12 protein-coding genes are annotated in these 12,498 nt (G+C 71.5%); 5 read left to right on the forward strand and 7 right to left on the reverse strand.

Going from position 1 to position 12,498, the window contains the following annotated elements:
• Positions 1 to 110: 110 nt before the first annotated feature.
• On the reverse strand, positions 111 to 1,589 hold the full coding sequence (gene zwf / locus ASF49_RS09670) for a glucose-6-phosphate dehydrogenase (RefSeq protein ID WP_056471395.1): 1,479 nt from the start codon (positions 1,587 to 1,589) through the stop codon (positions 111 to 113).
• A gap of 174 nt (positions 1,590 to 1,763) precedes the next feature.
• The gene (locus ASF49_RS09675; RefSeq protein ID WP_056471399.1) at positions 1,764 to 2,609 is read right to left on the reverse strand and encodes an SDR family NAD(P)-dependent oxidoreductase; all 846 of its coding nucleotides are present in this window, start codon (positions 2,607 to 2,609) and stop codon (positions 1,764 to 1,766) included.
• Positions 2,610 to 2,736: 127 nt separating this feature from the next.
• Between ASF49_RS09675 and ASF49_RS09680 the strand changes: the two genes are divergently transcribed.
• Entirely contained in the window at positions 2,737 to 4,386 is a 1,650-nt protein-coding gene (locus ASF49_RS09680) for a L,D-transpeptidase family protein (protein ID WP_056471402.1), read from the forward strand.
• Positions 4,387 to 4,417: 31 nt separating this feature from the next.
• On the opposite strand, the gene ASF49_RS09685 is transcribed toward ASF49_RS09680, so the two are convergent.
• A complete protein-coding gene (locus ASF49_RS09685) occupies positions 4,418 to 4,774 on the reverse strand; it encodes a hypothetical protein (RefSeq protein ID WP_056471405.1) in 357 nt (118 codons plus the stop codon).
• A gap of 110 nt (positions 4,775 to 4,884) precedes the next feature.
• Positions 4,885 to 5,931, reverse strand: coding sequence for an alpha/beta hydrolase (locus tag ASF49_RS09690; RefSeq protein ID WP_056471408.1), 1,047 nt, complete (start codon positions 5,929 to 5,931; stop codon positions 4,885 to 4,887).
• A gap of 265 nt (positions 5,932 to 6,196) precedes the next feature.
• Between ASF49_RS09690 and meaB the strand changes: the two genes are divergently transcribed.
• The 3 genes from meaB (at position 6,197) to ASF49_RS09705 (ending at position 8,324) form a co-directional block, all read left to right on the forward strand.
• Positions 6,197 to 7,195, forward strand: a complete 999-nt coding sequence (gene meaB, locus ASF49_RS09695; RefSeq protein WP_056471411.1) for a methylmalonyl Co-A mutase-associated GTPase MeaB — start codon at positions 6,197 to 6,199, stop codon at positions 7,193 to 7,195.
• Positions 7,196 to 7,200: 5 nt separating this feature from the next.
• The gene (locus ASF49_RS09700) at positions 7,201 to 7,827 is read left to right on the forward strand and encodes a pyroglutamyl-peptidase I family protein (RefSeq protein ID WP_056471414.1); all 627 of its coding nucleotides are present in this window, start codon (positions 7,201 to 7,203) and stop codon (positions 7,825 to 7,827) included.
• A 152-nt stretch (positions 7,828 to 7,979) separates the two neighbouring features.
• Positions 7,980 to 8,324, forward strand: a complete 345-nt coding sequence (locus ASF49_RS09705; RefSeq protein ID WP_056471418.1) for a CsbD family protein — start codon at positions 7,980 to 7,982, stop codon at positions 8,322 to 8,324.
• Between the two features lie 49 nt (positions 8,325 to 8,373).
• Here the strand turns inward: ASF49_RS09705 and ASF49_RS09710 are convergent, their stop codons facing one another.
• The 3 genes from ASF49_RS09710 to ASF49_RS09720 all read right to left on the reverse strand — a co-directional run bounded on the left by ASF49_RS09710 (position 8,374) and on the right by ASF49_RS09720 (position 11,173).
• Positions 8,374 to 9,159 carry a 3-hydroxybutyrate dehydrogenase gene (locus ASF49_RS09710; RefSeq protein ID WP_056472612.1) on the reverse strand — a complete coding sequence of 262 codons (786 nt, stop codon included), beginning with the start codon at positions 9,157 to 9,159 and terminating at the stop codon, positions 8,374 to 8,376.
• A gap of 123 nt (positions 9,160 to 9,282) precedes the next feature.
• Positions 9,283 to 10,026: an acetoacetate decarboxylase gene (locus ASF49_RS09715; protein ID WP_056471421.1), complete on the reverse strand. Its 744-nt coding sequence runs from the start codon at positions 10,024 to 10,026 to the stop codon at positions 9,283 to 9,285.
• A gap of 31 nt (positions 10,027 to 10,057) precedes the next feature.
• Complete coding sequence (locus tag ASF49_RS09720) at positions 10,058 to 11,173, reverse strand: DUF3734 domain-containing protein (RefSeq protein ID WP_056471425.1); 1,116 nt, start codon at positions 11,171 to 11,173, stop codon at positions 10,058 to 10,060.
• A gap of 340 nt (positions 11,174 to 11,513) precedes the next feature.
• Between ASF49_RS09720 and ASF49_RS09725 the strand changes: the two genes are divergently transcribed.
• Positions 11,514 to 12,476 carry an acetyl-CoA carboxylase carboxyltransferase subunit alpha gene (locus tag ASF49_RS09725; protein ID WP_056471428.1) on the forward strand — a complete coding sequence of 321 codons (963 nt, stop codon included), beginning with the start codon at positions 11,514 to 11,516 and terminating at the stop codon, positions 12,474 to 12,476.
• Positions 12,477 to 12,498 lie beyond the last annotated feature (22 nt).

Consider the following 12,498-nt stretch of genomic DNA (forward strand, 5'->3'; position numbering starts at 1 on the left):
CTCGATCCCTTCGGCGCTCGATCCCTATGGGGTAGCGGCGCGCGGCGTCGCTCAGGCGGCGCTTGGGCCTGCCCGCGCCACCTCTCCGCGGCGATCGGGCGGAGGCCGGATCAGCGGATCTCCTCGTGCCAGGTCCGGCCGTCGCGCTCGATCAGCGCGATGGCGGCGGTGGGTCCCCAGCTGCCGGCGGCGTAGGGGCGCGGCGGCTCGGGCCGGTCGGCCCAGGCCTTGAGCAGGGAGTCGGCCCAGGCCCAGGCCACCTCGACCTCGTCGCGGCGCATGAACAGGGTGGCGTTGCCGCGCACCACGTCCATGAGCAGGCGCTCGTAGGCGTCGGGATAGCGTTGCTTGAAGGTCTCCTCGAAGGAGATGTCGAGGTTGGTCGGCCGCAGGCGCATGCCACCGGGTCCCGGATCCTTGGTCATGACCTCGAGCTTGATCCCCTCCTCCGGCTGGAGCCGGATGACGAGGCGGTTGGGCTCGCGCCCGAAGGATTCGGACGGAAAGATCGAGAACGGCGAGGCGCGGAACTGCACCACGATCTCGGAGAGCTTCTGGGGCAGCCGCTTGCCGGTGCGCAGGTAGAAGGGCACCCCGGCCCAGCGCCAGGACTGCACCTCGAGCTTCAGGGCGACGAAGGTCTCGGTCCGGCTGTCGGCGTCGTTGCCGAGATCGGTGCGGTAGCCGTCCACCGGCTTGCCGCCGATGGCGCCGGCCGTGTACTGCCCGCGCACGGTCACGGTCTGCACATCGTGCGGGGTGATAGGCTTGAGGGCGCGCAGGACCTTCAGCTTCTCGTCGCGCACCGAGTTGGCGTCCAGCGAGAGCGGGCTCTCCATCGCCATCAGGCAGAGGAGCTGCAGCATATGGTTCTGCACCATGTCGCGCAGGGCGCCCGAAGTGTCGTAATATCCGGCGCGGCCCTCGACGCCCACGGTCTCGCCGACCGTGATCTGGACGTGGTCGATGACGTCGGCCGTCCAGAGCCGCTCGAAGATGGTGTTGGCGAAGCGCAGGGCCAGCAGGTTCTGCACCGTCTCCTTGCCGAGATAGTGGTCGATGCGGAAGATCTGTTCTTCCGGAAACACCTTGCCGACGGCGTCGTTGATCGCGCGGGCGGATTTCAGGTCCTTGCCGATGGGCTTCTCCAGCACGACGCGGGATTTTTCGCCGATCAGGCCGTGCTTCGACAGGTTCTGGCAGATCGAGCCGTAGAGGTCGGGCGAGGTGGCGAGGTAGTAGGGCCGCACCTGGTCCGGGCGCTCGGCGAGCTTGGCGGCCAAATCCTCCCAGCCGTCATCGCCGGCCCCGTCCACCGCGACGTAGTCGAGATGGTCGAGGAAGGCGGCGAGCCTGTCCTCGCTGATGTCCCCGGCCGGCACGAAGCGCTTGACCGCGTCGCGCGCGCGCTCCCGGAACGCCTCGGCGCTCATCTCCGAACGCGAGGCACCGATGATCCGGCTCGTTCCCGGGATCTGCCCATCCTTGAAGCGATAGTACAGGGCCGGAAGCAGCTTGCGCGTGGTCAGGTCGCCGGTGGCGCCGAACACGACGCAGTCGAAGGAGGCGACGGGGATGATGGTGGCCAAGGGCGGCTCCCGTTCGGTTTGCAGGTCGTTCGGTTGGCGGCCGGTCCACGGGTCGTGCTGCACGCGGCTGTGCGGCCAGGAGCCGGTCGCGAAGAATCGCCCCCGCTGTGTCGGCTTCCCGGCAGCGCTATGCAAGGCATCCGCCACCCGTGCGGCGTGCGAGACGGCACCCGATTACGACCCGGCGAACCGCTTGAACGCCTCGGCATGGTCCGGGTGCCAGCGCGACAGCGCCGGGCGGTTCTCGATGATGTCGCCCGCGGCCCAGGCGATGCGCTTCTCGTCCTGGGCCCGGGTGGTCTCGTTGTCGGGACACAGGATGTAGAAGTCGCCCCGCGCCAGCCCGGCCATCAGGAAATCCACCGTCTCGTCGGGCGTCCAGGCGCCGGCCGGCTTCTCGTCGACGCCGCGCGCCCGCGCCAGGCCGGTATAGACGAATCCCGGGATCAGCAGGTGGGCGCTGACGCGGGCGCCCTCGCGGCCGCGCAGGTCGTGGGCCAGGGCCTCGGTCACGACCTTCACCCCCGCCTTCGAGACGTTGTAGGGCGTGTTGCCGGGTGGCGTGGTGATGCCCTGCTTCGAGCCCGTGACCACGATGGCGCCGGGCTCCATGCCCGCGGTCATCGCCGGCGCGAAGGCCTGGATCCCGTTGATCACCCCCCAGAGGTTGGTGTCGAGGATGCGGTGCCAGGTCTCGGCATCGGAGAACAGCCGTCCCCCGGCCTCGATCCCGGCATTCAGCAGGACCACGGCCGGCGGCCCCTCGGCGCCGGCCGCCGCGCTCAGGGCCGCGAAGGCCTCGGGGCGCGCCACGTCCGTGGCCATCGCGTGGACGGACCCCGCCGTCCCGCTTCGCGCGACCTCGGCGCGCGCAGCCTCCAGCGCGTCGCCCGGCAGGTCGGCGAGCCAGACCCGCATCCCGGCCGCAGCGAAGCGTCGGGCGGCCGCGAGTCCGATGCCGCTCGCCGCCCCGGTGACGACGGCCGTCCGCCCCGCCTGGATTGCCGGATGGTTGGTCATGGCCGCTTCTCCCCTGCCGCTTCGGGGCGGGAGTTAGGGCGCCCGCCGGCCTCCGTCACCGCACGACAGGAGATTGGTAACCCTCTGTGCGCATGGTCGGGGAGACATTCCACTCGAAAGGTTCGCGATGCTTTCGCGCCACAGGACCGTCGCCCTCCGCCCGCACCGCCTCCGCGCGGGCCTGTCGCCCCTGGCCCTGCTCCTGGCCCTGGGCGGAGCCGCGACGGCGCAGGTCTCGGGCGCGCCGGACGCGCCCGCCTCCGCGAAGCCCCCCAGGGTCGAGAATCTCACCAGCACCGCTCCGGCGACCCCCGCCGTGCAGGCCATCGCCCCGAGCGCGGCCGACGCGACGCCTGCGCCTGCCGCCGCCCCGGCCAAGAAGTCGCGCGAGCTGCCGCCGCTGGTGGTGGCCCGGGTCTCCGCCGACCCGGTGCCGACCCTGAGCCCCTCGACCTTCCTCGACACCCTGCGGATGGCCGACCACTACCAGGCCATGGTCGATGCCGGGGGCTGGAGCGCCCTGCCCGCCGATCTCGTGGTCAAGCCCGGGGCCAGCCACCCGTCCATCCCGGCCCTGCGCAAGCACCTCGCGCTCGTCGGCGATCTGGCCGCCGACGCCCCGGTGAGCGACCAGCTCGACGCCCCCCTGGCGGCGGCGGTGAAGGCGTTCCAGGCGCGCCACGGCCTGCCGGAGACCGGGCTGATCGGGCGCCAGACGGTGGCGGCCCTCAACGTGCCGGCGGCGACCCGCCAGCGCCAGCTCGCGGCCTCGGCCGCGCGCCAGATCGGCTCGAACTTCGCCTACGGCGACCGCTACGTGGTGGTGAACATCCCCTCGGCCACCGTGGAGGCGGTGGACCACGGGGTCGTGGTGCGCCGCTACGTGGCGGTGGTGGGCAAGCCCGACAAGGCGACGCCCCGGATCGAGGCACGCATCACCGACGTGAACCTCAACCCGACCTGGACCCTGCCGGTCTCCATCATCAAGAAGGAGATCATCCCCAAGATGCGCAAGGATCCCGGCTATCTCGCCCGGGAGCGCATCCGCATCCTCGGCCCCGGCGGCGTGGAGGTGGACCCCACCGCCATCGACTGGTCGAGCGAGAAGGCGGCCAACTACACCCTGCGGCAGGATTCCGGCCTGGAGAACTCCCTGGGCCAGGTGCGCATCGACATGCCGAACAAGCAGGCGGTCTACATGCACGACACGCCGTCGAAGTCGCTGTTCGCCCGCGAGGTGCGGTTCCATTCGCATGGCTGCGTGCGCGTCGCGCAGGTGAAGGAACTCGCCGGCTGGCTGCTCGAGGGCACGCCCGGCCCCAACGGTCCCGGCTCGACCTGGGGTCCGATCGAGATCGAGACCAGCATCGCCACCAACGAGCGCCTCGACATCAAGCTGCCCAAGCAGATCCCGGTGACCTTCGTCTACCTCACCGGCTACGCGACCCCGGACGGCCGCGCCCATTTTCGCGATGACATCTACGGCATCGACAGCCCGGCGGTGCCGATGCCCGACGTGGCGGCGACGGGCACGATCGTGTCTCCGAAGCCGAAGGCGGCTCCGAGCCCGGCCAGCCCGGCCCGGCTCGATACCGGCCGGAGCCCGGCCCAGAAGCCGGACACGGCCAAGCCGGACGGTTCCAGGCCCGAGGCGGTCAGGCCAGAGCCGGCGCGTGCCGCCCCGGCCCGGTCAGCGAGCGACGGACCGGTTCCCCCCGGGCTGATCCCCACCAAGGGGCCGCGGCCGGCGCCGGGCGCGACGCCGCCCCGGGGCTGAGATCCCGGGCCGGGGCTTCCCGCGCGGTCGATCAGGAATCGAGGCCGCCGTCCTCGTCGATATCGACCAGGAACACGATGTCGGCATCGTCCTCGTCCTCGTCGTCCGCCTCGTCGTCGTTCGAGGCCTCGGCATGGCGGGCATCCGGCTCGTAGGGCTCGTCCTCCTCGGAATCGTCCTCGGCGAGGGCGTCCTCGAAGATCTCGATCTCCTCCTCGGTGGCCGCCCGGACCTTGAGCGGGGAGGTGCCGTTCCACAGCACCTTGCCGTCGCTCTTCATGGTCTGGATGTCGTCCTTGAAGCCATCGCAGGTGAAGAGGTCGTTGGCGACCTCCTCGGAGCCGTTGATGACCGCGATGGCCACGCCATCGATCTCGAGTGTGAACATCGCGAATCCTTGTTGTCTGCGGCCTCGGGGCCGCCGTCCGTTTAGGGGCGAACGGGGCGCAGGCCAAGGCCCGGGCGGGCCGCGTCCGGTTTGCGGTGGGTGGCCGGCCCTCAGGCCCCGCCGCTCGCCCGGGCGATCGCCCGCTTGACGACGCCCTGAACGTCGGGATTCGACAGGAACAGGTCGTGGTTGATGAGGCCGCCGCCGTAATCGGAGGCGTCGGCCACGCGCACGCCGAGGGCTTCCAGGCGCTCGCGGTCGGCCGCGCCGGCCCGGACAATGCCACCCGCGATGGCGCCGGAGAGCTCGAGGGCCCGGTCGTTCGTCGACGAGATCACCGTGATCTTGTGCACATCCGGCCCCATCCGCTCCACCGCGCTGGTGAAGAGATCGATGTCGATGTCGGGCGCGGCGAGCACCACGGCGCCGATGCGGGCCATCGCGGCCTCGCCGGCCTCGGCCCGCAGCATGCGCAGGGTCTCCAGGGTTAGCAGGGTGCCCATGGAATGCGCGACGATGTTGATGCGCCCGCCCGAGGACGAGTTCGCCAGGGCCTTCAGGAGATCCTCGAAGCCGTCGCGCGACCACAGGGCGCTCTCGCGGTCGTAGCCGTAGTCGAAGGTCGCGGCGGCCGAGGGCCAGGTGAACAGGGCCGAGGCCCCGCGGAAGCGGATGCCGTCCGAGAGCTTGGCCGCGCTCACCGCCGCCGACTGGAAGCTCTCGCGGTAGCCGTGGACGTAGATCAGCACGTCCCGCCCCAGCGCCGCCTGGGCGAAGGCGCCGGCGGCCCCCGGCCCCGTCTCGACCTGCGGCACCGCCGTCACCGCCCAGTCGCCGGTCACCACGGAGGAGACCTTGCCGATCAGCGAGCGGTCGGGCGCAGACAGGCGGACCTCGGCGAAGCTGAGGCCGCGGCCGCGCTCGGAGGTGAAGTAGGGGCTCTTCGGCGGCGAGCCGACAGGCCTGCGCGTGGTGGCCACGAGCAGGACCGGGCTGACGTCGAGGGCGGATTGCCGCTCCGGCGCGCCCCCGCCCACGGCATCGGTGACGAGGCCGTCGGCGACGCAGCCGGCCAGGCCCGACGCGAGGCCGGCCACCCCCGAGAGGGCGGCCAGGCGCAGCAGCGCGCGACGGGTGGGAGGCTGGCGGCGGATCATGGGTCGGATCATGTCGTGCAAGGCGGCCCTGAACGTGGTGGCCCCGGGACGGGCGCAGCGCGTCGCTACCCTGTCGATCAGGATCGTGACCATGGCGGGGCGGAAGCGTGGCCGTGGCGATGTGGATTGCGGGCAGAGGCGGGGCTGTGGCCCCGGACCCACAGGCCGGGACGCCCGCGGGATCACGCCGGTTTGCGGGAGAAGCGCCCGCGCGCAGGGCCGCCCCCCTCGACGAAACCCGGCCGGACCGGCAAAGAAGACAGCCATGGCCGCCTCCCCCGCTCCCGCCCTCGACATCGATGCCCTGCGCGAGCGGCTGCTCGCCGGAGACCGCGCCGCCCTGGCGCGGGCGATCACCCTGGCCGAATCGAAGCGGCCCGACCACCGGGCGGCGGCGCGCGGCCTCATCGACGCGGTGCTGCCCCGGACCGGCACCGCGATCCGCGTCGGCATCACCGGCGTGCCCGGCGTCGGCAAGTCCACCACCATCGACGCGCTCGGCGCCAACCTGACGGCGGCGGGGCACAAGGTGGCGGTGCTCGCCGTCGACCCCTCCTCCACCCGCACCGGCGGCTCGATCCTCGGCGACAAGACCCGGATGGCGCGCCTCGCCCTCGATCCCAACGCCTTCATCCGCCCCTCCCCCTCCTCCGGCACCCTGGGCGGCGTCGCGGCCAAGACCCGCGAGACCATGCTGCTCTGCGAGGCGGCGGGCTTCGACGTGATCCTGGTGGAGACCGTCGGCGTCGGCCAGTCCGAGACGGCGGTGGCGGACCTGACCGACTTCTTTCTCGTCCTGATGCTGCCGGGGGCCGGCGACGAGCTCCAGGGCATCAAGAAGGGCATCCTCGAACTCGCCGACATGATCGCGGTCAACAAGGCCGACGACGGCGAGGGCGAGCGCCGGGCCAGCGCCGCCGCCTCCGAGTACCGCGCGGCCCTGCACATCCTCTCCGCGCCGAGCGCGACCTGGACGCCGCCGGTGGTCACGATCTCGGGCCTGAACAACAAGGGCCTCGACGGCCTGTGGGAGCGGATCGTCGACCACCGCAACAAGCTCACCGCCACGGGCGAGATCGCCACGAAGCGCCGGGCCCAGGACGTGAAGTGGATGTGGGCCCTCGTGCACGAGCGCCTGCACCAGCGCCTCGTCGGCTCGGCTGACGTGCGCCGGCAGACGGCCGAGGCCGAGGCCGCGGTCGGGCGCGGGGAAGCCTCGCCGGCCGCCGGGGCGGAGGCCATCGCCACGCTGATCGGCCTCTGACCTCCATGGCGGGGCCGCTGCTGATCACCGGCTTCGGTCCGTTTCCCGGCGTGCCCCGCAATCCGAGCGCGGCCCTGGCCCGGCGCATCGGGGCACTCGCGCGCCCGAAGCTCGGCGGCGTTCCGGTGCGCGTGCTGATCCTATCCACCACCTACGCGGCGATCCCCGACATGCTGGAGCCGGCCCTGGCCGGGGCGCCGGCCGCGATCCTGATGCTCGGCGTCGCGACCCGCGCCAGGCGGGCCCGGGTGGAGTTGCAGGGCCGCAACCGCACCAGCCGGCTCTTCCCCGATGCCTCCGGCCGGATCGCGTCGCGCCTCACCCTTGAGACGGAGGGTCCGCCCGCGCGCCGCTCCTCCGCGGCGGGTCCCGCGCTCGCGGCGCTGCGCGGGCACGGGATCGCCGCGATCCCCTCGCGGGATGCGGGGCGCTACCTCTGCAACGCCACCTATTTCCGCGCCCTGCGCGACGGTCCGCCGGCGCTGTTCGTGCACATCCCGCTGCCGCCCCGGACACGGCGGCCGGCGAAGGCGCCCGTGCGGCCCCGTCGCCAAGCCCCCGAGGAGGCTCTCGCCCGGGGCTGCGCCGAGGTGGCGCGCCGGCTCGTGCTGCGCGGCCGCGCAGGCCGCTGAGCGGAACACCCCGCGATCCTTCGCCGGCGCCGGAAGATTTTCAGCCGCCGCATGGGTCCCCTTCGCGCCGTCGGGCGTTCTGTGAACGTCGGATGCGGGCGCCCCCGACCCCGGACGGGTGGCCCGCATCATCCGCGTTCAGGAGAGAGACCATGGTCGATACGGATCGCATCGTCGGCACCGCCAAGGAGCTCGGCGGCAAGGTTCAGAGCGCCGCGGGAGACCTCGCGGGGTCCTCGCGCAGCTCGGCCGAGGGCCGCTATCGCGAGGCCGAGGGCCGCGCGCAGGACATCTACGGGCAGGCCAAGGACACCCTGCGCGACGTCGCCGACAACGTCTCGGATTACGCCGGTGACGCCTACGAGCGCGGCGGCGGCTACCTGCGCGACGGTGGCCGGGTGGTCGGCCACCGCGTCGAGGAGAATCCGTTCATCGCCCTCGTGATCGCGGGCGCCGTCGGCTACGGCCTCGCCCTGCTGCTGCACGGGCGCCGCTGAACCCGATCCGCGTCCCCGTCCGACAGGGCGGGGACGTTATGCGACCGCCCTACTGTGCGGTCCAGCCGCCATCCATCGCCATGTTCGCGCCGGTGATCTGGCTCGCCGCGTCGGAGGCGAGGAACACCGCCAGGGCCGCCACCTGGTCGATGGTCACGAACGCCTTGGTCGGCTGCGCCTTCAGGAGCACCTCGTTGATGACCTCGTCCTTGGTCATCCCCCGCGCCTTCATGGTGTCGGGTATCTGGCTCTCGACCAGGGGCGTCCAGACGTAGCCCGGCGAGATGCAGTTGACCGTGATGCCGTGGGTGGCGACCTCGAGCGCCGCGGCCTTCGACAGACCGACGAGCCCGTGCTTGGCCGCCACGTAGGCCGACTTGAAGGGCGAGGCGACCATCGAGTGCGCCGAGGCGGTGTTGATGATCCGCCCCCAGCCGCGCTGCTTCATGCCCGGGATCGCCGCCCGCATGGTGTAGAAGGCCGAGGACAGGTTCAGGCTGATGATCTGCTCCCACTTCTCCGGCGGGAAGTCCTCGATCGGCGAGACGTGCTGGACGCCGGCATTGTTCACGAGCACGTCGACGGAGCCGTAGGTCTCCTCCGCGAGGCGGATCAGTCCTTCGATCTCGCCCGGCTTGGTCAGGTCGGCCGGCGAATAGGCGGCCTTCACGCCGAACTCGGACTCGATTCCGGCCCGCGCCGCCTCGATGTCCTCGGGCTTGCCGAAGCCGTTGAGAACGATGTTGGCCCCCTCCTTGGCAAAGGCCCGGGCGCAGGCGAGGCCGATGCCGCTGGTGGAGCCGGTGACGACGGCGGTCTTGGATTTCAGGATCATGGAAGCCTCCTTGAAGCGCTCGTCCGATGCGGGGGTGCTGGTTCGTCGGACGTTCATCGGGTCGAACACCATCCGTGCCCCGTACCCGGCCGACCGGCGGGCACGACGCGGACGGCAGTCCGGTCAGGCGAGATAATCGTGCAGCACCTGCCCGTAGGGCAATGTGAAGTCGACGACCATGTGCCGGCCGCCGACGATGCGGCGCACCGGCAGGTCGGCCACCCGGCAGTTCACGTGCGGAATCAGGTGGAGGCGGGCCTTGCCCTCCCAGGCGCCGTGGACGGTGATGTCCTCCAGGCGATAGCCGACGAGTTGCGCGACCTTCGGGCCGCCGCCGACATCCGGGATCAGCTTGAGGTTGACGTTGAGCTTGCCGAGACCCTGCCTCACCGCCGGCAGGTCATGCTCCAGGCTGCGGTGCTTGTAGGTCATGGTGCCCATCGCGACCCGCTCGTCGTCGTAGTGCAGGGTGCCCGTGAGGGTGTCCTTGGTCAGCTTGAGGCGGGGCACGCCCCACTTCTTCGGAAAGCCCCAGATCTCGCGGCCGGCCGTGATCGGCGGCTCGTCGTCGAGATACATCTGGATCGAAAAGTTGCAGGGCTCGCCGTCGAAGGTGGCCAGGGCGCCCGAGCCGCTCTCCTCGTAATCGCCGAAGCCGGAGGAATCCGGCATCTTCATCCACTCGTAGTAGACGAGGTTGTCCGGGTGCGGCTCCAGGGGCTCGGGCAGCGCCCGGCGCAGGGCGTCCGCATCGGTCTCGTAGGTGACGATGAGGTATTCGCGCCGGAGGAAGCGATACGGTCCGCGCGGATAGCTCGGGCTGAAGGCCGGCATCGAGGGAACCTGGAGGATCTCGTCGCGGGTCACGGGCGTGTCTCCCTTCGGAAGGTGGGGCCGTTCAGGTCGCCCCGTCGCGGGTGAGGTCGAACACGGCGATGCCGCCGGCATCCGCCCGGCGGTCGCGCCAGGCGGGCGCGCGCAGGGAGCGCCGCATGTCGTCGAGCCCGGCGCTCCAATGCTCCCGCATGGTCGCGCGCGAGAACTCGTAGTCCTTCGAGTTCCGCTCGTAGGCCTTGCGCCGGTAGATCAGCTGCAGGATCGTCACGACGTTGTCGTGGCTGATGTCCCTCAGGAACGCGACGTCGGGATCGTCGGACAGTTCCGGCGGCAGCTTGGCCAGGAGGCTGCGCGTGGCCGCCTTGGCCTTGCGGATCTGGAGGCTCATGTCGGTGTTGAGCCGGGTCCGGCTGGAGAAGCGGATGTCCTTCTCGCGCTCGGCGGCATCGACCAGCGACCGCGGCATGGCCCCGCGCGCCGGGAACAGGTCCACCTGGAACACGGTGAGATCGCGCCCACGCTCCACGTCGAGGACGTATTGCAGCGGCGTGTTCGAGACGATGCCGCCGTCCCAATAGGATTCGCCATCGATCGTCACCGGCGGGAAGCCCGGAGGCAGGGCGCCGGAGGCCATGATGTGTTCCGGGGTGATGCGATCGCGGCGGTTGTCGAAGTAGGCGAAGTTGCCGGTGCGGACATTGACTGCGCCCACGCTCAGGCGGACCGGGCCGGCATTGATGCGGTCGAAGTCGACGAAGCGTTCCAGCGTCTCCCTGAGGGGCGCCGTATCGTAGTAGCTGAGGGCCTCCGGCGCTCCGGCGGGGAAGAAGGTCGCGGGCGGAAACCGGGGCCTGAAGAAGCCGGGCACGCCGAAGGTGGCGATCCAGCCGGCGCTCGCCTCGTTGAATGCCGCCCGGGCCTGATCGCCCGGGAGCCACGGGGTTCCGGGCACGCCGGAGGAGACCAGCTCCCAGAAGGCCTTCAGGCGGTCGAGCCGGCGCTCCGGCGGATTGCCGGCGAGGAGGGCCGCGTTGATGGCGCCGATGGAGATGCCGGCCACCCAGTCGAGCCCGAGGCCGTCGGCCGCCAGCGCCTCGTAGATCCCGGCCTGATAGGAGCCCAGCGCCCCGCCGCCCTGGAGGACGAGGACGTTGGTGCCGCCGGAAGAGGTCGTCACGAGCGGTACTCTCTCATCGGCCGGGACACTCCATCCTGCGCGCGTCGCGGGGGCCGACCCGCCGGTCGGCGAACGCCCAACCGATGGTTGCCCGATGCGGGTGACGCCACCATGACCGAAGGCCGGTGTGATCGCCATCCGGCGGACCGGACGAAGCGGGTCCGTTGTCAGGCGTCGCACCGTCGTGACCGACCGGCCGAACTCCTTCGATGGTTGACAGGCGGAGTTCCTTCGCCAACACCCCCCGCCCAGTCGCGGCTTTTCCCGCACGCCCTCCGCCGCACTCGTCCCTGCCCCGGCCGCCGCGCGCGCGATGGCGACGAACAAGGATCCCTGACCCATGTCGGTGACGCGCTCCTATCTCGATTTCGAGAAGCCGGTGGCCGAGCTCGAATCCAAGCTGGAGGAGCTCCGGGCCATGGCCGCCCGCGACGGCGCGGTCTCGATCAGCGAGGAGGTCGGGCGCCTGGAGGCCAAGGCCGCCGCCGCCCTGTCGGACATCTATGCCGCCCTGACGCCCTGGCAGAAGACCCAGGTCGCCCGGCATCCGCAGCGGCCGCACTTCATCGACTACTGCGCCGGTCTGATCACCGACTTCAGCCCGCTCGCCGGCGACCGCGCCTTCGGCGAGGACCAGGCCATCGTCGGCGGGTTCGGACGCTTCCGGGGCCGGCCGGTCTGCGTGCTGGGCCAGGAGAAGGGCTCCACCACCGAGACCCGCCTGCGGCACAATTTCGGAATGGCCAAGCCCGAGGGATACCGCAAGGCCGTCCGCCTGATGGAGCTCGCCGACCGCTTCGGCCTGCCCGTGCTCGCCTTCGTCGACACCGCCGGCGCCTTCCCGGGCATCGAGGCGGAGGAGCGCGGGCAGGCCGAGGCCATCGCCCGCTCGACGGAGGCCTGCCTCGCCCTCGGCGTGCCCAACGTCGCCGTGGTCATCGGCGAGGGCGGCTCGGGAGGCGCCATCGCCCTCGCCACCGCCAACCGGGTGCTCATGCTGGAGCACGCCATCTACGGCGTGATCTCGCCGGAGGGCGCGGCCTCGATCCTGTGGCGCGACCAGGGCCGGGCCTCGGACGCCGCGACCGCCATGAAGATCACCGCCCAGGACCTGCTGCGCCTCGGCATCATCGACGGCATCATCCCCGAGGCCACGGGCGGCGCCCATCGCGGGCGCGAGGCCGCCATCGAGGCGACGGGAGCCGCCATCGAGAGCGCCCTGGTGGAGTTCCAGGGGCTCGGTGCCGACGAGATCCGCGATCGGCGCGCGGCGAAGTTCCTGGAGATCGGTCGCAAACTCTGAGACCGCGACATTCCGTCGCTCA

Origin of the sequence: Methylobacterium sp. Leaf104 (assembly GCF_001422885.1) — a bacterium.
GTDB lineage: Bacteria > Pseudomonadota > Alphaproteobacteria > Rhizobiales > Beijerinckiaceae > Methylobacterium.